The 18,858-nt window shown below is 50.7% G+C and carries 17 protein-coding genes and 1 pseudogene; 13 read left to right on the plus strand and 5 right to left on the minus strand.

Annotation, left to right across the window (positions count from 1 at the left end; translation table 11 throughout):
- Nucleotides 1-41: 41 nt before the first annotated feature.
- Entirely contained in the window at nt 42-869 is an 828-nt protein-coding gene (locus EZJ49_RS08605) for a tetratricopeptide repeat protein (protein WP_262551625.1), read from the minus strand.
- Nucleotides 870-946: 77 nt separating this feature from the next.
- Here EZJ49_RS08605 and ruvC point away from each other — a divergent pair, with 77 nt between their 5' ends.
- From ruvC to EZJ49_RS08640, 7 genes and pseudogenes are all read left to right on the plus strand, one after another.
- Complete coding sequence (gene ruvC / locus EZJ49_RS08610; RefSeq protein WP_262551627.1) at nt 947-1,447, plus strand: crossover junction endodeoxyribonuclease RuvC; 501 nt, start codon at nt 947-949, stop codon at nt 1,445-1,447.
- Nucleotides 1,444-2,031, plus strand: coding sequence for a Holliday junction branch migration protein RuvA (gene ruvA, locus EZJ49_RS08615; protein ID WP_262551629.1), 588 nt, complete (start codon nt 1,444-1,446; stop codon nt 2,029-2,031). The genes ruvC and ruvA overlap by 4 nt, the downstream gene beginning before the upstream one ends.
- Nucleotides 2,028-2,504: pseudogene (locus tag EZJ49_RS08620) on the plus strand (AAA family ATPase); the annotation flags it as partial. The gene ruvA and the pseudogene EZJ49_RS08620, both read left to right, overlap by 4 nt.
- Nucleotides 2,505-2,634: 130 nt before the next feature.
- Nucleotides 2,635-4,557 carry an RCC1 domain-containing protein gene (locus tag EZJ49_RS08625; protein WP_262551633.1) on the plus strand — a complete coding sequence of 641 codons (1,923 nt, stop codon included), beginning with the start codon at nt 2,635-2,637 and terminating at the stop codon, nt 4,555-4,557.
- A 199-nt stretch (nt 4,558-4,756) separates the two neighbouring features.
- A complete protein-coding gene (locus tag EZJ49_RS08630; RefSeq protein ID WP_262551634.1) occupies nt 4,757-5,758 on the plus strand; it encodes an asparaginase in 1,002 nt (333 codons plus the stop codon).
- Between the two features lie 24 nt (nt 5,759-5,782).
- Nucleotides 5,783-6,691: a UDP-3-O-acyl-N-acetylglucosamine deacetylase gene (lpxC, locus tag EZJ49_RS08635; RefSeq protein WP_262551635.1), complete on the plus strand. Its 909-nt coding sequence runs from the start codon at nt 5,783-5,785 to the stop codon at nt 6,689-6,691.
- Between the two features lie 109 nt (nt 6,692-6,800).
- The gene (locus EZJ49_RS08640) at nt 6,801-7,541 is read left to right on the plus strand and encodes a hypothetical protein (RefSeq protein ID WP_262551636.1); all 741 of its coding nucleotides are present in this window, start codon (nt 6,801-6,803) and stop codon (nt 7,539-7,541) included.
- A 6-nt stretch (nt 7,542-7,547) separates the two neighbouring features.
- On the opposite strand, the gene EZJ49_RS08645 is transcribed toward EZJ49_RS08640, so the two are convergent.
- A complete protein-coding gene (locus EZJ49_RS08645; protein ID WP_262551637.1) occupies nt 7,548-9,200 on the minus strand; it encodes a hypothetical protein in 1,653 nt (550 codons plus the stop codon).
- A 395-nt stretch (nt 9,201-9,595) separates the two neighbouring features.
- On the opposite strand from EZJ49_RS08645, the gene ald reads away from it, so the two are divergent.
- Nucleotides 9,596-10,702, plus strand: coding sequence for an alanine dehydrogenase (gene ald / locus EZJ49_RS08650; RefSeq protein ID WP_262551638.1), 1,107 nt, complete (start codon nt 9,596-9,598; stop codon nt 10,700-10,702).
- Between the two features lie 58 nt (nt 10,703-10,760).
- Here the strand turns inward: ald and EZJ49_RS08655 are convergent, their stop codons facing one another.
- Both EZJ49_RS08655 and EZJ49_RS08660 read right to left on the minus strand, forming a co-directional pair.
- Nucleotides 10,761-11,513: a ComEC/Rec2 family competence protein gene (locus EZJ49_RS08655; RefSeq protein WP_262551641.1), complete on the minus strand. Its 753-nt coding sequence runs from the start codon at nt 11,511-11,513 to the stop codon at nt 10,761-10,763.
- A complete protein-coding gene (locus EZJ49_RS08660) occupies nt 11,510-12,412 on the minus strand; it encodes a ComEC/Rec2 family competence protein (RefSeq protein WP_262551643.1) in 903 nt (300 codons plus the stop codon). The genes EZJ49_RS08655 and EZJ49_RS08660 overlap by 4 nt, the downstream gene beginning before the upstream one ends.
- A 315-nt stretch (nt 12,413-12,727) precedes the next feature.
- On the opposite strand from EZJ49_RS08660, the gene EZJ49_RS08665 reads away from it, so the two are divergent.
- Genes EZJ49_RS08665 through EZJ49_RS08675 form a run of 3 tightly spaced genes read left to right on the plus strand, consistent with a single transcriptional unit; the run spans nt 12,728 to nt 15,890 of the window.
- The gene (locus EZJ49_RS08665; RefSeq protein ID WP_262551644.1) at nt 12,728-13,255 is read left to right on the plus strand and encodes a tetratricopeptide repeat protein; all 528 of its coding nucleotides are present in this window, start codon (nt 12,728-12,730) and stop codon (nt 13,253-13,255) included.
- Between the two features lie 25 nt (nt 13,256-13,280).
- Nucleotides 13,281-14,921 (plus strand): LysM peptidoglycan-binding domain-containing protein, encoded by a 1,641-nt coding sequence (locus EZJ49_RS08670; protein WP_262551645.1) that lies wholly within the window; start codon nt 13,281-13,283, stop codon nt 14,919-14,921.
- A gap of 42 nt (nt 14,922-14,963) precedes the next feature.
- Nucleotides 14,964-15,890 carry a DNA-processing protein DprA gene (locus EZJ49_RS08675; RefSeq protein ID WP_262551647.1) on the plus strand — a complete coding sequence of 309 codons (927 nt, stop codon included), beginning with the start codon at nt 14,964-14,966 and terminating at the stop codon, nt 15,888-15,890.
- A gap of 204 nt (nt 15,891-16,094) precedes the next feature.
- On the opposite strand, the gene lptF is transcribed toward EZJ49_RS08675, so the two are convergent.
- On the minus strand, nt 16,095-17,198 hold the full coding sequence (lptF, locus tag EZJ49_RS08680; protein WP_262551648.1) for an LPS export ABC transporter permease LptF: 1,104 nt from the start codon (nt 17,196-17,198) through the stop codon (nt 16,095-16,097).
- A 114-nt stretch (nt 17,199-17,312) separates the two neighbouring features.
- Between lptF and EZJ49_RS08685 the strand changes: the two genes are divergently transcribed.
- On the plus strand, nt 17,313-18,347 hold the full coding sequence (locus EZJ49_RS08685; protein ID WP_262551649.1) for a hypothetical protein: 1,035 nt from the start codon (nt 17,313-17,315) through the stop codon (nt 18,345-18,347).
- 68 nt (nt 18,348-18,415) lie between these two features.
- On the plus strand, nt 18,416-18,742 hold the full coding sequence (gene trxA / locus EZJ49_RS08690; protein ID WP_262551650.1) for a thioredoxin: 327 nt from the start codon (nt 18,416-18,418) through the stop codon (nt 18,740-18,742).
- Nucleotides 18,743-18,858 lie beyond the last annotated feature (116 nt).

The following is an 18,858-nucleotide window of genomic DNA, read 5'->3' on the forward strand; positions in this document are numbered from 1 at the left end:
TGAATTTAGAAGGGCATCATGACTTAAAGGGGCGCAGGTGGTCAACCTTGGGCGCGGTAGTCTTCGATTTTGCGAAGCATCATCTCAAGGACTTCCAGCTTCTTTTCACGGATCAGTTGCTCGCGTGGCAGAAGTGGCTTCAGGGGAATGGCCTCATCAGAATCATTATAGCGAACCTGAAGGGTGTTCATGCGGCGTTGGATTTCCGGATGATCGCCAAACTCAATGCGGGTGTCTTTTAAAAGAGCATGCGCTTTTTCCAAGTCATTGCGCACAATAAAAGCGTCGATCAGGGAAAGCATGCGTTCCAATGCCTTATTGGTGGTCACCGGGGTCGGGCGGATCACCACCTCTTCCGGGGCGAAATCAGGCGGGCGTTCGGTCGTTGCTGCCGCCGCTTGCAGGTTGACCTCCGGAAGTTTCGTCATGGAAAAGACGTCTTCGTCGTATTCGTCCGCCGTCAGGGATTCCAGTTTCTGCACGGCTTTTTGCGCGCTTTTGGAATTGGGATTCAGGAATAAAACCATTTTAAAGGCTTTAAGGGCGTCTTTCGGATTTTTCTGAGCCAGGTAAACTTCCGCCGTCAGTTGGTGCGCCAGAATATTTTCGGCAGACAAAGAGGTGGCTTTTTTCAAGGCCTCTTGCGCTTTTCCAAGCTCGCCCAGATCACGCATCACCTTGGCAAAGGTGACCAAGCCGCCGACAAATAGCGGGTGGCGTTGAACGCCCAAAGTCACCGTTTTGCGGGCCTCTTGCAGCATTCCCATCTCACGATATGCCTCGGCCAGAGGGGCGAAAACCTGAGAATTCGGATCTTTCTCAAGGAGACTCTGGTACTTTTCGATGGTGCTTGCTTCAATTTTGGGCATAGACTGATACTAGAGCAGATTTATTGACTAAGCAATATCTACGACGCCATAGTGGAAATATAAAAAAGGAACATTCTTTGATCATTCTTGGGGTCGATCCCGGTTCTCGCATTACAGGTTTTGGAGTTGTCCGTGTTCACAACGGAAAGATTGAACATATCAATCACGGTGTGATCCTGATGGACGCTGACGATGCTTTCCCGCTGCGCATGAAAGAGCTGGGTTCGGCATTCCGCGAGGTCATGGAAAAGTACAAACCCCAGCAAGTGGTCATCGAAAAAATCTTTTTGGGAAAAAACGCCGACAGTGCCTTTAAGTTGGGCCACGCCCGCGGAGTCATCATGTATGAAGCCGGTTTGGGTGGGGCGGAAGTGCAGGAATACGCCACACGTTCCGTAAAAAAAGGTGTCACCGGAAACGGGGGCGCCTCCAAAGAGGACGTTCAGGCCATCTTAAAAGTCATGCTGAGCTTGAAAACCATCAGCCGCATTGACGCCTCTGATGCCCTGGCCATGGCCTGTTACCATGCCTTCGAGATGAAGAAAAAAGCGATTATGCAAAGAGCGGTGAGTTTATGATTGGATATCTGCGCGGTAAAATTATTGAAGTGATGAACGACTCCGCTTTGATTGATGTGCAAGGGGTGGGGTATGAAATCCTGGCCTCCGCTCATACTTTGGGGGATTTGCAGACTCTTCTGGGGAATGACATCATCGTCTGGATTCACACCCACGTGCGCGAAGATGCCTTGCAGTTGTTCGGCTTCCACGACAAGGAAGAAAAAAATCTGTTTCTGTCTTTGCTAAAAGTAAATGGCGTGGGACCTAAGATGGCATTGAGCATTCTTTCCGGCGGTCGTCCGGCCCAGATTCAGGAAATGATCGAGGCGGGGAATGCCAAGGCGCTTTCCGGTTTACCGAAGGTCGGCAAAAAAACTGCTGAACAGATCATCCTGACCCTCAAGGGCAAGCTGGTTTCCATCGAGGAAAACGGCCCGGTGAAATCCAAATCTCAGGGACACACGCAAATCACTTCGGCGTTACTCAATCTGGGCTACAAATCCCAGATGGTGGATCAGTTTGTTTCCACGCTGCCTGTGGATATCAGCGTTGAAGACGGTGTTCGTAAAGGTCTTCAGACCTTGTCTGGGAGCTTGTCATGAGTCGTATTTTGGAAGGTGATCCGGTTGAGGGCGAAAAGTCCTGGGAAAATGAATTGCGCCCCCAGCGCTTTGAGGATTTCCCCGGACAGGACGACGTGAAAGAGAAATTAAAAGTCTTCGTGGCGGCAGCCAAACATCGTGGTGAATCTTTGGATCACGTGCTGCTGGCGGGGCCTCCGGGTTTGGGTAAAACCACGTTGTCCAAGATCATTGCCAACGACATGGGCGCGGAAATCAAAATGACATCGGCGCCTGCGATTGACAAAAAGGGTGATCTGGCGGCGATTTTGACTTCCCTGAAACCCAACTCGGTGTTGTTCATTGATGAAATTCATCGTCTGAGCCGTCATGTGGAAGAATATCTTTATACAGCGATGGAAGATTATTACATCGACATCGTGACGGGTGAAGGCCTGGGCGCGCGCTCGATGAAATTCACTTTGGCGCCGTTCACTTTGGTGGGGGCGACCACTGCGTTCTGGACGCGAATGCTATCACAACACTGACCCTCATTGCAAGGGTCATGTTCGTATCTAGAATAGAAGGAAGGGTTTGTAAGTAAGGAAGATGCTATAGCTATGCTACCATTTATAGTGTTTTTGTGTGTTTTGGGGGCGGGATAACGACGGTGGCCTGCCGGGATCTGTCGGGGGCCGTGTTCTGCTGCCAACGAAATTTGTGAACTCAGGTGTTACCCAGGTTGCGGCCAGTTCAAACGCATTTTGTTATGTGAAAACGAACAAGGATCTGATGTGCTGGGGAACTGACTATTCAGGTGTTTTCGGTACGGGTTCCATGAATGCCAGTCGCACGATTGGTTCGCCGCAGTTGGTGACAGGGCAGGTGGAGGAAATGCGCCTTATTGCCGCCACCAGCGGCAACACCCTGTGTGCGGTTAAGCTGGACTCTGTGACACCGACTCAGAAAAACCTTTTCTGCTGGGGTAACAGATCGACAGGGTACTCTTCAGGAAACACAGCGACTGTGCCGGCGACTCCACTGGCGGAAAATATAGTTTCCTACGACCTTTTTAACGACAGCATTTGTGTGCAAAAAGATGAAGGCGCACCCGCCGTGCGCAAGAACTACTGCTGGGGAAGTGGCAGCAATGGCCAGCTGACTCCGGGCGCCAGTGGTGCGGGGTCTGCTGTACCGGTTGAAATGAGTGCCGATTACAAGGACATCGTCACCTCGCAGGAATCATTGATTGGTCTAAAAAACGACGGCAGTGTCTGGACCTGGGGGGCGGGAGGCCGAATCCCTGGTGGGAATCCGATGGTGGCGGCCTCGGCGCCAGTGCAATTGATCAGTGGTGGGGTGAAGCAGTTACTGAGAATGTCGAATAGATATGGTCCCTTCGAGGGGATGGACCCACGTTGCGTGCTGATGCAGGATTCCTCTGTGCAGTGCTGGATGGTGTCGCCACTGCCGGTGAATAAAACTCTTCCGGTGACTGTGATTCCCTCCGGCGTGCAGTCGGTCTCGGTCAGTAATGTGTTTCATGAAAACTACCAATCCGCCTGCTCATTGATGGACTCTGGTGAAGTTCTTTGCTGGGGTCAGAATTCGGTGGGGCAAATCGGGGATCGCACCTTGTTCCCTCGATTGGTGCCGACTCAGGCCTTGTCTCGTAATCAGCGGCAGATCGCGACCGGTCGCGAACGAAGTTGTTCAGTTTCCTCATACGGCGAGCTAAGATGCTGGGGGCAGAACTCTGGAAATTACAGCCTTGGGGTGAGCGCCACGTTTACAGTCTTTAAGACTCCTAAAATCATTATTGAAAAAGATGTCAGCAAGGTTTCGTTGAATGATGATGGTGGTTGTGCCGTGTTAACCACGGGTGGCTTGAATTGCTGGGGCGACAATAACAGTGGTCAGAGCAAGCCCGGAAGCGCCAGCAGCAGCTCTCTTCCGAATCTGGTGTTGTCGTCCGGGGTTCGGGATGTTGAAACCTCGTCGCAGGCTGCCTGTTATATTGCCACGAATGACGATCTTTTCTGCTGGGGGGATAACTCGCAAATGCAACTGGGTTTGGGGGACACCGTGGATCGAACCACCATTCCCGCGACGCCTTTGTTATCGGGTGTGGACTCCGTTTCTATGGGCGGAAGTGAAACGGTGCCGGCATCCTGTGCTGTTATGAAAGATGGTGACATGAAGTGCTGGGGAAGCGGCATGGCTTGTCTGGGGACTGGCAATGACACCCCGACGACGTTGCTTGCAAATGTGAAGAAGGTCTCTATTGGACGAATTCATATGTGTGCGATCGTCGGGGATGAGCACCGTCTTGTCTGCTGGGGGCAGAACAACAAGGGGCAGTTGGGTATTGGTACCACGACCGATCAATGTTTTTCATCTGGTCCGGCGACGGTGGTTGCACAAGGCGTTCGTGACGTATCGGTGGGTAATGAAAGCACCTGTTTTGTACTTGAAAGCGGCGAAATGAAGTGCATGGGTGATAACAACAAGGGAGTTGTGGGAACCGCAGACCGTTTCCCGTTCCCACGCACGATCTGGGGCTTGTAGGTCTTTTCTTTGTAAATCGTTTTCAGAAAATATGATTTTTTCACGAAGCCGGAGCAAATCCGGCTTTGTTGTTTGTCGTATTTTGAGTCTTTTGCAGGTTTTTATGTTGGGGTCCCCATCATCCTGTTAGAATAATCAGCGGTTCGCCTATGACAATCGGGCGATATTTTGTTCTGGGCTGATTTTTGGGGAGAAAAATATGGCATCGAAACAACCGTTGAGCATCGAGGTCCTAAGGGGCCCCGTCGTGGAAAGTCTTCATCAGGTCATGGTTGTGGTCGTCAATGAGCTTGGCAGTGTGATTCAGTATTGGGGGCATCCCCAGTTCTTAACCATGCCCCGCAGTGCCATCAAGATGCTTCAGGCTTTGCCTTTGATCGAATCCGGTGCCGCAGATAAATTCAATCTTGAAGACAAGCATATTGCATTGGCCTGTTCATCCCATCGCGGGGAAAAGGAACATCTGGCAGCACTGGCCCAGTGGGCGGAAAAGGCGGGTTTGAAAGAATCGCAATTCGTGTGCGGTCCACATCTGCCATACCACGAAGCCAGTGCGCATGAAATGATCCGCCATCAGCATAAGCCCACGGTGTTCTGTAACAATTGTGCCGGAAAACATTCCGGTATCATCACAACGTGTCTGCATTTGGGGGAAGATCCTGCGGGCTATGAAAAATACGAACACAATGCCCAGAAAAGATTGCGCAAGATTCTGACGGAAACTTTGAAAGTGGATCATTCAAAACTTCCTTACGGTGTGGATGGTTGTGGTATTCCGACCTATGCCGTGCCTTTGCAATCCATGGCCGTGGGCATGTCCACCTTCATCAATCCAAAGGAAAATCCAGCTCGCAAAGCCGCAGCAGCAAGGATTTTGCACGCCGTGCGCACGCATCCGTTTTATATTTCCGGCAGTGACAATTTCGCCACAGTTGTGATCGAAAAGTCACAGGGCCGGGCTATTATCAAAGGTGGTGCGGAAGGTGTGTTCTGTGGTGTTCTTCCTGAAAAGAAAGTCGCTTTTGCGGTGAAAGCCGCAGATGGGGCGGGACGTGCGGCTCAGGTGGCAACAGCTTCGTTGTTATTGAAGCTGGGCGGTCTTTCACAAGAGGAATTTAAGGCTCTTTCTGAATACACCATGCCTGTCATCACCAACTGGCGTGGAGACGTGGTCGGGCAAATCCGCATTGCGAAGGGCTGACAGTTACGGTACAGTCTAGACAAGATGTTCTTACAGAAAACAATTCGCAAAAAGACTGTTGTTCAGGGGATCGGAATTCACTCTGGCGATCCTTGCACTCTGACCTTCCGACCGGCTCCTGCTGATACGGGTGTTTACTTTATCCGCACAGATTTACCGGGAAGCCCTTCTTTGAAAGTCACAGCCCGCAATGTTCAGGCCACCTCGCACCAGACAACCATCGGGGGTCCGGAGTTTTCCGTGGCGACGATTGAACACTGTGTTTCCGCGCTTTCCGCACTTCGCATTGATAACTTATTCATCGAGCTGGATGGCCCTGAAATTCCCATTGGTGATGGCAGCGCCAAAGTTTTCCTGGATGCTTTGCTGGCCGTGGGGATTGTTGAACAGGATCAGCCGCGCAAGTACTGCTACATTACAGAGCCTATTTATTTCAGCGAAGGTGATAAGCATGCCTACGTGGTTCCGTATCATGGTCTGCGTTTGACCGTGACCATTGATTTCCCGAATCCGACCATTGGCAAACAAACCATTGATCTGGACATCAACGAACAATCCTTCGGACGTGATGTTGCCAACGCCCGCACCTTTGGATTCATGAAAGACGTGGAAGCCTTGAAGTCCCGTGGTCTGGCCAAGGGCGGAAGTCTGGACAACTGTGTGGTTCTGGATGGTGAAACGGTTGTGAACCCCGGGGGGCTTCGCTGGGCCGATGAGTTTGTACGTCATAAGGCACTGGATGCCCTGGGTGATCTGGTGACACTGGAAATGCCTTTGATGGGGCATGTGGTGTTATATAAGGCCGGTCATGATGTGATGAACAAGCTTGTGCGCAAAATCTGGGATTCCCCGAACAGTTATCGCCATGTCGAGCTGGGTGCGGATATTTCCGAGGAAGTTCAGCGTTACACAGGCTGGACCGTTCCTGTCTGAAAGTTTCCGTCTCAGTGTGAGACGGAAAAGTCTTATTCCATGTTTTCTCAACATTTGCCGTTAAGAATGGTGGTACTGTAATAAGACTGTTATTTCGGGTGGGGGATGTATGCAGAATCAAAAGAAAATCTGGGGCAGCGTTATCGTTTTTGCTGTCCTGACCGTGTGTACTCTGACTTTTCAAAACTGTGCGCCAAGTTCAACAGAATCGGCGTCCACTTCAACAGACACGAATACCTCCTCTGGTGACAGTTCCAGTACTGACACAGCCATTTTGACTTATCCAAATTCGGGAACTCCGGTCACTTTGATTCCGGGGCAAAGTATCACCCTTAAAATGACGAAGCCTTCTTATATGAGCAACGCTGCGGACTATCTGTGGATTGTGCCGTCGGATGACTATGCGTTGGCTTCGTATTATGGCCTTTTCACAGAGGTTGATGGGTACTTGTATGTGTCACTGACAGTAAAGTCATCTTATGCATCCGTGAAAAACATGCGCCTTTATACATTGAACATTGCCACCAATACTTATGCAGACACCACCGGGATTGGGATCAAGATCGATGCGTCGGCCTATGGTCAGCATTTTTCCGGCGATATGGTTTCAGAAATGTGTGATGTGCGCGGGGCTTATGTGCCGACCTTTATCTTTGATAAGACCAAAGCGGCGGCGGATGCTCTTATCGTCTTTGATAACGGAGCAGGCGTCGGCTCGCTGGAATGTAATTTCGGCGGAACTTCGGTGGACTGTCTGACCACAAGTGCGTGGCCGTCAGACTGGGCGTCGCGCAGTCTGACCATCACGGGTTATAACCGTTGCGGGGCCACGACCACGCGGACCTTCTAAGACAAGTTACCGTTGTGATTTCAGGTAACCCACAATATCAACATCCGGCGGAGTCGCAATGCCAACACCCGGAAGCGGACCGCTCAGTTCATTCAAAGAATAATCCATGCGGGCGTCATAACGGCGTTCCCACTGATTGCGCAACCACTGTTCGCGCTCATACCATTGACGCTTGTTCGCATCGTCCTGACAGGAAGCCATTTCCTGCGGGATGCGCGCACCCCAGCGAAGTTCGATACAGTGATAAGGGTCAAAGCTCATCGCAAACAGTCTTTGGCGGGCAGCTTCCAGATTCAACATCACAGTGCGACCACTGGAAGTTGTGTAAGAGAACTGACACGCCTGGGCTTTTTGAGCATAAACATTGAACAGGTCCTGTGCCAGATTGCCACCGTTATAGCGGATGGCTCTGTCACGTTTTTTGTAGCGTTCGATATTGGCTTTGGTGGAAGCCAGCAAGTCCATGAAGGCCACTTTCAGACGGGCATCACGGGATGGGGTTGCATAGTTTTCCCATTCACCCTCTGTACCGAAGATATTCATCGGCAATCTTTCCGGGTGCGCTTTAAAGGCAACTCCGGCAGTGCGTGCCGTATCGACGGCATCCACGCGGTCTTTCAAGCTGACGCAGATATCATCAGTCAGCTGGGCCATGTCCTTGAGTGGATCAATGTGCGCTTCACCTTCGGTCAGGCTAAGACGAACATAGTCATAGAAGTTAACCTGTTGACCGTTGAAGATGAATTTCCCTTTGCTCCAGCCGGCGGAATCCGGGTGTGTTCCATAGAATTGTTCCTGACCGTACAGCGGCAGCTCCGCGTTGCGGGAAGCCACGATTTTACCACCGGCATAGGCGCCTGAGGAGTCAACCTTGGCATCCACCAAAGTCAAAGGACGGAAGTTTTTGAAACCCGCGCCTTGATTTGGATTACTGCGCACGAATTTCGGCGTGAACATACCCATCGTCAAAGAATTGTCGGGATGGGCATCAATATAGAAAATACGACCGTCGTCAGAGATTTTATAGATAATGGCCACGTGTCCGTTGGGGTCATAGATCACGGTGCCCGGACGGATCGCCTGACGATTGATGCGAGTCGGGTAGAAGTCCGTGAAAAGATCGGTGTCTTCATTACCAGCCATACGCAAAGAAGCCGAGAATGTCAGACCCGGAACGATGTTGTTCAGGATTTCCAGGGCATTTGGGTAGGTGTTTTTGAAGATCCCGTTTTTAGTCAGGACATCATAGCGTTTGGTTACGATATTGCCGTGGGAAGTGTAGCGCACGTCTTTGACTTTTTCGGTGTTCAATGGACTTGGTTTGATCTCTGCGGAAACAGAAAATGGCAGACCGTTTTTCCACGCAAAATAACCGCGCAGATAATAAGGCAGATCCGCACAGTCAGAATAATACTTCAACCCCGCAGGATCAGTTCCGTAATAAAGATTGGCGGTGCTTTTAAGACACGTATCAACTTTGCCGCACTGACGGCGTTCAACGGCGTCGCCAAGGCGGGCCACGAACTGGCCGAATTGTTGTTCGTGGGTTTCAGTCCACGATGGTTGAGTGATGCGCCACTGAGTTGCTGCGGCGTTGTTCTGGGCATAAGCTCCGGAAGACAGAAGGAGCATAAGCGATAGACGTCCAACAAGTTTCATATTTTTCTCCAGCTATTAAAATCTGGAGGAGAGTAAACGATTTCCGGCTGAATTTCCCCTGTCAGGATTTTGGACAGTAGAAACTACCCGTTCCCGCCCCAAAACGTCCGGAAAGGGCGGAAAAGGGAAAAGGTGCCTAGGAAAAGGTGCCTGGTGATTTTTTCTAGCTACAACGCAGCGGTTGAGGGCTTTTGGTCTGATCCCAACCCTTGGGGCTAGGGAGTGGGGTGGCTTCGACGGGACTCTGGGGCCTGCTGCGCCGTAGCCAGAAAAAATCACCAGGCACCTTTTACGAGCTATCTTGCTTTTTATTGCCGATCTGGCATATTTGCTGGGTTTCACAACCGGAAAAATCAAATATTGAGGGTGCGCTTTGCGCCTGACAGGAGAAGATCATGATTATCGGTGTTCCTAAGGAGATTAAAATTTCTGAAAACCGCGTTGGTTTGACTGAAGCGGGTGTTCGCCAGTACGTGACTGAAGGTCACACGGTGATCGTTGAAAAAGATGCGGGCGTGGGCTCTGGCATCACCAACGAACAGTACGAAAAAGCGGGCGCAAAAATCATCGACACCAAAAAAGAAGTGTACGCGAAAGCGGACATGATCCAAAAGGTGAAGGAACCACTTCCTGACGAATATGAATTGATGAGAGAAAACCAAATCCTTTACACTTATCTTCACTTGGCTGCCGAAGCGAAGCTGACGAAAGTTCTTTGCGAGCGCAAGGTAAAGGCGATTGCTTACGAAACCATCCAGTTGGATAACGGCTCTTTGCCATTGTTGACTCCAATGTCTGAAGTTGCCGGTCGTATGGCGACTCAAATCGGTGCTTTTTACTTGCAAAAAAATCACGGTGGTAAAGGCATCCTTATGGGTGGTGTTACGGGCGTTAAACCTGCCAAAGTGACCATCATCGGTGGTGGTGTTGTTGGTACGAACGCGGCGAAAATGGCCGTGGGCCTGGGTGCTTCCGTGACAATCCTTGATGTGAACACAGCACGTCTTGAGTATCTGGATGATATCTTCCAGGGCCGTTGCATGACTTTGTTCTCTAACGCGAAAAATATCGAAGATTCCGTAAAAGAATCTGACCTTGTTATCGGTGGCGTTCTGATCACGGGTCACAAAGCGCCAACTCTGGTTTCCAAAGAAATGGTTTCCAGCATGTCCAAAGGCTCTGTGGTTGTGGACGTGGCCGTTGACCAGGGTGGTTGTATCGAAACTTGCCGCCCAACTTCTCACACGAACCCAACTTACGAAATTGATGGCGTGATTCACTATTGCGTTCCAAATATGCCGGGCGTGGTTCCTAGAACCTCCACTTATGCATTGACGAACGTGACTTTGAAATACGGCTCCATGATTGCCGCTATGGGCGTTGAAGACGCTGTGGCGAAATCTCCAGCTTTGATGAAGGGTCTGAACACCTACGGCGGCCATGTTGTCTATGAGCCGGTAGCTCGCGACCTGCACATGGAATACAAGCCTTACAAAGCTTAATTTCCATTTTCTTCATTTAAGAAAAATCAAACCCGCATCCCAGAAAGATGCGGGTTTTTTATTTGCCCGAAGTGGTTGGATGCTCCGGCCCCTCCAGCCAGATATTTCCCCAGTCCTCTGTGCGCAGCAGGGGAAGGTGATGCTGTCGCAGTCTTTCTAAAACCTGAGGATGCGGATGCCGATAGCGGGCCCAGCGGGCTGAGGCGATGGTCAGACGCACGCGGGGAAGGGCCCTAAAGAGCTGTTCTGAGCTGCTGGTGCGGCTTCCGTGATGTCCCAGGACCACCACCCGGGCGGTGCGCACCCAGGGGAGCTGGCTCCATAGGACCTCTTGTTTTTGCGGGGAATCTCCGGGCAACAGGACTTCCCGGTGCAGCAGAACGTGGCTGCGGGCATTGCTGTCTTTTTCCGCCGTGAACGGTGTCCATATCTTCAGATCAGAATCACGCGCAGAACAGGAACTGAGATTTGCCAGCAAAGATTTTTTATACTTTGAAGCGGGTCCGTCAGGAGCCAGAGCCAGACAGCGATGGCCCAGAGTCCGGCGCAACGCCGGTTTGGAAAGGGCACCGATATGGTCCCAGTCCCAGTGGGATAAATAAATCTCGTTCGTTTTATCCCCGCAGGCCTGATGCAGCTTTTTCCACGGAAAAAATTCGCCACCCATGTCAAAGTGCTGACAGCGTTCCGGCGTGATTTGCGTCGCCCATTGTCCCTGTCCGACATTCCAAATCACCAAATAAGTTCCGGAAAAAAAGTTCTGCAAGGGTGTGGCACTGAAGGTGAGTAAAAGAAACAGCAGCAAATTCATCGCGAATCCCGTCCCTGCCAAAGGCGCAAACGCAGAAAGTGCATGAACACCTGCCAGAACAAAATCCATAACCATAAGATTTCAATTCGCGGCAGTGTGCCTTTGCTAAGAACGACCGGTTCGGCCAGTATTGCCAGCGTGTCTTTAAAAAATCCCATGACCTGATCAAACACCCCGGTCAAAGAAGGCACTACAGCAGTCAGAAAAGCCAAGGGGAGCAGAATATAAGACACCACCGGCGCCAGCAGCAGATTGTAAACCAGACTGAGCGGGTGCAGGCTGCCCAGCCCCCACAGCGGGGCGCACATAAATAAGAATATAGAAATCTGCGCCAGAAAAATCCGGGCCAGAGGAGCGCGAATGCGCAGTAGGGAAGGCCATCCCAAAGCCAGTGCGGCACACCAGCTCATTACTAATGAGAGGGAATTCCACCAGTCCGGAAACAGAGTCAGTGTCAGCAGTCCCGTGATCAGGACCGTCAAATCCGCAGGGAATGAACAGCGTGCAGTTTGCAGCAAACCGCGAGTGAAAAGTCCCAGCAGCGCACGCACGGCCGGAGCCTGCCAGCCCACGGCCAGTGAATACAGCCCCAGAACGGTGAATCTTACAAAGAGTGGAATTCGCAGAATGCTTAAGAGTTCATCAAGCAAAATCAGATGAGATCCGGAAATAACAAAGATGTGAATCAGCGAAGTTCGCTGCAAATTTTTTTGCAATTCCGGGTCTGTGATTTTTTCTCCACAGAGAAGTGAGGAAAGCGACTGCTGTTCCTGTGAATTCCTCGGCAGAATCTGAACACACTTTTGCTGAAATTTCTGCGCAAGCTGTGATGTGTTTATCAGCAAAACAGACGGACAGGCCATGCTTAAGCAAAGAGCAAGGGTGACAAGAATGATCATGGTTATAAGCACTTAGCAAATTTCATAACGCGCTGGATTTCTAAAATATTCTGTCATTGGGTCCGTGCGTCTTCGGGGGCCGGATTTTAAGATCTGAAATTCAAACGCATAATTACACGGCATTAATGTAGTTTATCTTAGTAAAATCATATGTTTATAATGTGCTTACGTTTCAAGCAAATCGCTGAAAGCCTTGAAAACAAATAGGTCTAAGGTCTAGGATTACAATAACTCAACATTTTATGTGGATAACTCCTGCTTGTTTGCACTTCTCAAGGCGTGTCATACTAAGGAAAGATCAAGAGGTGTCGAGAGATGAAGCAACTTAGACTATTAGCAGCAACGGTCCTTTTAAGCCTGCCTTTGGCGTCCCCAGCAAAAACAGGGGAGGCAAACTCTAAAGCCAAAAATCGCGATATGGCTCAAGAAGCTTTACTGGTGGAGCTGACAGGGAAAGACCTTTCTAAAGAAAGTGACATCACTCTGTATGCTGAAATGGTAAGCGCTTATGACGGCAATGATGAAATCGCTTTAAAAAGCCGTCTGCAAAGCCTTCTAAGCCGTTTCCCGCAAAGTGCTTACGCTGACAATGCGTTGTTCTTGGCGGGGCGTATGGCGGTGGATAACGCCAATTACGCTCAAGCGATCAAATACTTCTCTCAGATCGAAAAGCAATATCCGCGCAGCAACAAGGTCGCTGCGGCCAAGTACGCCAAGGCGATGACCTACAAAAGAATGAATCTTCCAGAGTTCTCGCGCAAGGCTCTTGTGGAAGTTCGTTCGAAGTACCCAGGCAGTCCGGAATCGTTCCGCGCGGACGCTGAGCTGAAAGTTCTGAAGTAATTATCACGGCAAGGATGCAAGAGTGATGAACAAGAAGTTCTCCTTAATGATGGCACTGATTCTGACGGCGCTAATGGCACAAGCCCAGGACAATCCCCCGGATGCAACGTGGGAATCCGATCCGTTGGACGTTTTGGAAAGTCAGCAGAAGGATGTGGTTGAACCCACAGTTCCTGAATTCCAAGAAATCCCGGAAGAGGGGGCTGCGGTTCCCGCGCCGGCGGCTCCGGATGTGGCAGCCCCTGAAAACAGTTTTGAAGAGGTTGCTCCTGGTGCACCGGCGGAAGTGGCACCTCCACCAACTGAAACCGTAGAGAGCTCTCCGGCTGTCACCCCAAGTACAACCGTGGGTTCAGAACCGGATTTTTCACGTGAGGCCGAATTCCATCGCATTTACAAAAGTTATAACGAACAGCCCACTTCTGTGGAGCTGTGGGAAAAAGCCGTGGGTGCCCGCGAGTCTGAAGTTTATCAGATTCAAAAAGGCGATACCCTGTGGGGAGTGTCCACGACATTCTTTGGCGATCCGAACTTCTGGCCAAAAATTTGGTCTTTGAATAACGGCTCGATCACCAATCCCCATGAGATCAGCCCATTGATGAATATCCAGTTCTTCCCGGGCACAGCCGATGAAGCACCGACGTTGGATCTGGCCGATGCCAGTGCGGTTCAGAAGGATGCCACCGCTCCGGCGGCAGCGGCCACTGTCGCGGACGTGAAAAGCACGGCCGGTGCGACGATTCCTCGTCCCAAGAAAAGGGCACCGTTGTTAAAAACCCTGCCGGAAAGTCTGCCTCAGTATCGCATGGGTGTTCTGCGTGATACGGCGGTGGAACTTCAGGTGGAGCTTCCCAAAAATCAGTTCCCCACTGCGCCAGAGTATCTGGAATACTATATGACCGACACGCCGGTCACAGGTGTCGGCCGGGTGACCGCCACCGAGATGGATATGAAGACCGCCGGTGAATACCAGTTCATTTATGTGCAACTGGATGACAGCGGCAGCAAGGAATTCGTGGCGCAGAAAAATCTGACCAAAGTTGCTGACCCGCTGGTGAAAAAGCGTGAAGGCCAGATGGTGGAACTGCAAGGGCAGATCGAGGTTCTGGAAAAAGTAAACGATCAGCAGAACATTTATCGCGCGATTGTGAAGAAATCCCTGCAACCCATTGAGGTGGGGGCGTTGTTGACTCCGGGACGACTTCCGATGATTGACCCGTCAGCGGCAGAGATCACTTCTGGTGTCGGAGCAAGAATCATGGGTGGGCAGTTTGATCGCAAGCGCAATATCTTTGGCAATAACACGCTGGTGTTCCTGGATGGCGGTTCTGGTCAGGGCTTGCAGGAAGGCCAGTCGCTGGCCATCTTTGCGGACGAGCGTGTGCGCAATAAGAAAAATCAGGCGGTGATGAATGATCGTGTGATCGGAACGGTGAAAATTGTGCGTGTGTCGCCAAACTTTGCCACGGGATATGTGGTAAGAGCATCGGACAATGTGGTGGTGGGTGACTATGTTGGGAAACCAATGACCCAAGCCATGAACTTTGCTCCTGTAGTGGAGGCTCCTGCCAAAGTGGATTCGGATTTTGAAAAGGAATTCGATGAAGCCCCGGCCGATACGCCGGCGCCGGACACCGGATCTGAAGATTCTGATTTGGACTTTTAAACACAACACAAAGGGCTCTGCGGATTGCAGGGCCCTTTGTGCATGAATGATCTGTACTCCCTTTCACAAATTATAAAAAGCCATCCCCTGTATGCTGTTCATCGGGATGAAATTCATCAACTGTATCTTTCCCTGTCGCGTGAAGGCCGCTTGCAGGCGGCCGGGGTTATGGCCGAATTGCGCACCCGCTGGCCGGAACTGCACGAGGCTTTACATAAAAATCATGCCCTGTTTAAACAGCACTGCGAAGAAACGGTGAAACTTCAACTGCAGGGTGTGCAGTTTGCTATCTATGGTGAAGTGCTCTATCCGGCCATGTGCTACCGTATGACGGACCCGCCTTTGACGTTAAGTTATATTGGTGCGCCGGCCTGGCTGAATGACAGAACGCTTTCTGTGGTGGGCAGTCGGGAGCCTGCGGCAGATTCTTTGTTGTGGATGGAAAAAGAGCTGGCGGCTTTCTGTGAACAGGTAAAACCCTGCATTGTCAGTGGCGGGGCCCGGGGGGTGGATCAGAAGGCTCACAGCGTGGCTTTGCGCAAGGGGTGTTCGACGGTGGTGGTTCTGCCCTCGGGGCTGGGGGAAATCTACCCGGCCTCTTTGCGTGAATGGATGCCTTTGGTGATGGAACAAGGCGGATGTTTTCTGAGCGAATACGACTATCAGCAAAAAATGCATAAGCATCTTTTTCATCATCGCAATCGTTTGATCGCAGCGCTAGGGCAGGCAAGTTTATTGGTAGAGGCTCGTCGTCGCAGCGGAACGCTGATCACTGCGTCCCAAGCAGTGCAACTGGGGCGTCCGGTGTGGGTGGTTCCCGGGCACCCGCTGGATATGCATTTTCTGGGTGGTTTGGATTTGTTATTGGACGGTGCGCAGTTGGTCCGCGATGCTCAAGATCTATTCATGTTTTTCCACGAAGAAAATGTCAGTGCGCAAATGTCCCCAGTAGGGGTAGCAGCTTTATAGAATCATCGCACTACCTGTAGTGGGTATCATAAGTAATGAAAATGCTTGGGAAAAAAATGAAAGCTTCTGAAAAAACCTTTTGCAAGCTCTGCATATTGCCCCTACCATTTGAGTTAAGGGAGGGGCGATGTGGTCAGGGACGACCGTGGTAGTAAGGATGCTACTGCATCGCTCTATTTTTAGTCCGCACCTTTTCTTTTCAGCTTAATTCCAGTTTCTTCTTAAAGTTTCCACACCCAAGAATGCGAAGATCACATTTGGTGTCCAGATCGCCAAAGCTGCTGGCAGTGTGCCTCCGCGGGCGGCACCTTCTGCTGCCACATACAAGACCCAATAGAAGATAATAATTCCAATACACATGATCATGCCGCCGGCTTTGGCGGCACGACGGTTGGTGGTGGTGCCAAGGCCGACGCCAATCATCGCAAACACGATGCACAGAGCGGAGATCGCCCAGCGCTTGTGGTATTCGGTCTGCAAGGTGCGCAGCAGATCCTTGTCCTCGATTTTTTCATTCAAACGATTGCGCACTTCCTGCAAAGTCAGGGAAGGCGGGGATTTGGCTTTTTCCTCCAGATTCAACGGTTCGGAAAAGCGCACGTCGTAATTATCGAAACTGATTTTCGTGTGGGTTTTGGCCTGACGGTGGATCTCCCCCTGATTCAGGCGCAGTAAAATTTCATGCCCCGGACGCTCGGGGTCGGGAACGATTTCCCCTGCCTTGGCGATAATGGTCAGAGGCACATCGCCGCTTTTTTCGTCATAAATAAAGACCTTCTTCAAAAGACCCTTGTCGGTGTTGACCTCGTTGGCATAGATGACCATGTCAAAGAAGCCTTCAGAAAAGGTTCCCTCCTTGATCACTGCCGCAGCCTTGGTGTTGGCCAGGCGGGAATACAGAACCTCGAACTGACGATTTCCCCACGGGGCAATATTGAAGGACATTTGAGCTGAGATGATGCCCACCATTGTGGCCAGAATCAAAGCAGGCAGTAGTAGGGTGCCCATGGGAAGACCGCTGGCCTTCATGGCAACGATTTCAGAATCCTGACTAAGACGGCCATAGGTCAGCAGGACGGAAAACAGCAGGGCCATCGGGAATAAAATGGGCAGCATCGAGATGATCACATATCCGATGATCTCAGCAATGGTTTTAAGGGCCACACCATGCACCAGGGCAAACTCTGTCAGACGCAGCACTTGGAACATGAGGATGATGGAAATAAACACCAAAAGCCCCAAAATAAAACTGGGAAGCATTTCAAAGAAGATGTACTGCGCGGCTTTTTTTCCGTTAAAGATGCTCAAAAGTGGTCTCCGTATTTGTTCCCATTCTAGACTGCCCTTTGGGCGACGTCATCGCGTCTATTGTCCAGAAGAAGCCTTATTGACCCTTTAGATTCCTTATCTGACAATAGGGATATGAACAAGATTCTTTTGGTATATGAGGACTATGCAGACCTGATGTCGGTTGAAAGCACTTTGAAAAAGGTGGGCTTCGACGTGATGGGTCTGACCAGCGAATATTCCGTGGCAGAACAAATGCTCGGTTTTAATCCGGATCTTGTTATCGGTGCCGGCAAGGGGGGAAAGGTCAGCTCTTTGGGGGTTGGCAAGCGTTTGAAGGACATGACCCGCTGGCAGGGGAAATCGATTTTGATTTTCCCGGCAAACTTTAAGCCCAATCCTCAGGACCTGATCAAAATTCGCGTGGACATGGTGCTGGAATCCCCGGTGCCGCCGCTGCGCTTGGTGCAGGTGGTGGGCCGGATGCTGGGGCATGATGAAGCCATGTTGCTGGATCGTCTGAACAAGGCCATGCATCTGGAAAGCCCGCAAAAAACGGCGACCACCGTTTCGGGCAAGTATTCTCCGGAAGGAGAGGCTATTTATGTCAAAGGTGCAACGCCGGAAGAGTCCTCAGAGGAAGCCTCCCTGCGGTCGGAAAGAGTTCAAGAAAACCCTGAAGATGTGGCATTAAGCGACGAAGAGCAAAGCGAAAAGGTGGCCTTCCGCTTTGGTGACCGCATGCAGGCCGCGGACTCTGAACAGGCTTCCACCGAGGTGGCGGAAGAGGCTTTTCCCGATGTGGATATGAAAGCCTTTGAACGGGAATTGTTCGGGGGCGGAGTTCCGGAAGTAGAGCGCATTGATGAAGCCACACCTCAAGTGGTGGATGAGGTTTTGTCGGCCCAGTCTTCGCCGACGGAAGAAAACCTGGAAGAGGTCAGCGCACGGGCTTTGGAAAGCCTGAAAAAGGCGGATGAAGGCCTGCGCGAGAAGATGAATAAATATGCAAAAATGGTTGAGGATGTGAAGGTCGCTCCGAAAAGTACAGTGACTCGAGTTGAAGCGCGTCGTCGCCAGAAGGTCATGGAAGAGGCTTGGGATAAAGAAAATGTTAATGAAATTGATAAGTTAAGGCAGGAATTCACAAAAGCCCTCTTTAAAAAGTAATTGATCCTCACCGGTCTTGACGATACAGTTTTCGTGATCACATTTAGTTTAGATAATGGAGGCCACTCATGGGCACATTTACGAAAGCAGTTACTGATACATCTTTTGACTCTGAAGTTCTTAACTCTACAACTCCGGTCCTGGTGGATTTCTGGGCTGAGTGGTGCGGACCTTGCCGTGCTTTGGCTCCAAAATTGGAAGAAGTGGCCCAAGAACTGGGTGCAAAAGTTAAGATCGTAAAAGTGAACGTGGATGAAAACCCAAGTGTTCCTGGCAAATATGGCATTCGCGGTATTCCTGCGATGTTGTTGTTCAAGGGCGGCAGTGAAGTGGGCCAATTGGTTGGCAATCACCCGAAAGATGCTATCCTTGAGTTCCTGAACAAGAACGTTTAGTTCCTCGCATTGCTTAAAATATGAAACTCTGAAAAGAGACCTCCATGAGGTCTCTTTTTTTTATTCTGAAGTTCTTGTTTAGTAAGATGAGAAGTTTGTAAGGAATGCCACCGGGA

The sequence above is a fragment of the Bdellovibrio bacteriovorus genome, from assembly GCF_025558485.1.
Lineage (GTDB): Bacteria > Bdellovibrionota > Bdellovibrionia > Bdellovibrionales > Bdellovibrionaceae > Bdellovibrio > Bdellovibrio bacteriovorus_G.

Excerpts from the sequence above, each read along its gene's own strand:
- EZJ49_RS08605 (WP_262551625.1), bottom strand. The coding sequence starts at position 869 with ATGCCCAAAATTGAAGCAAGCACCATCGAAAAGTACCAGAGTCTCCTT.
- ruvA (WP_262551629.1), top strand. The coding sequence starts at position 1,444 with ATGATTGGATATCTGCGCGGTAAAATTATTGAAGTGATGAACGACTCC.
- EZJ49_RS08630 (WP_262551634.1), top strand. The coding sequence starts at position 4,757 with ATGGCATCGAAACAACCGTTGAGCATCGAGGTCCTAAGGGGCCCCGTC.
- lpxC (WP_262551635.1), top strand. The coding sequence starts at position 5,783 with ATGTTCTTACAGAAAACAATTCGCAAAAAGACTGTTGTTCAGGGGATC.
- EZJ49_RS08640 (WP_262551636.1), top strand. The coding sequence starts at position 6,801 with ATGCAGAATCAAAAGAAAATCTGGGGCAGCGTTATCGTTTTTGCTGTC.
- EZJ49_RS08645 (WP_262551637.1), bottom strand. The coding sequence starts at position 9,200 with ATGAAACTTGTTGGACGTCTATCGCTTATGCTCCTTCTGTCTTCCGGA.
- ald (WP_262551638.1), top strand. The coding sequence starts at position 9,596 with ATGATTATCGGTGTTCCTAAGGAGATTAAAATTTCTGAAAACCGCGTT.
- EZJ49_RS08655 (WP_262551641.1), bottom strand. The coding sequence starts at position 11,513 with ATGAATTTGCTGCTGTTTCTTTTACTCACCTTCAGTGCCACACCCTTG.
- EZJ49_RS08660 (WP_262551643.1), bottom strand. The coding sequence starts at position 12,412 with ATGATCATTCTTGTCACCCTTGCTCTTTGCTTAAGCATGGCCTGTCCG.
- EZJ49_RS08665 (WP_262551644.1), top strand. The coding sequence starts at position 12,728 with ATGAAGCAACTTAGACTATTAGCAGCAACGGTCCTTTTAAGCCTGCCT.
- EZJ49_RS08670 (WP_262551645.1), top strand. The coding sequence starts at position 13,281 with ATGAACAAGAAGTTCTCCTTAATGATGGCACTGATTCTGACGGCGCTA.
- EZJ49_RS08675 (WP_262551647.1), top strand. The coding sequence starts at position 14,964 with ATGAATGATCTGTACTCCCTTTCACAAATTATAAAAAGCCATCCCCTG.
- EZJ49_RS08685 (WP_262551649.1), top strand. The coding sequence starts at position 17,313 with ATGAACAAGATTCTTTTGGTATATGAGGACTATGCAGACCTGATGTCG.
- trxA (WP_262551650.1), top strand. The coding sequence starts at position 18,416 with ATGGGCACATTTACGAAAGCAGTTACTGATACATCTTTTGACTCTGAA.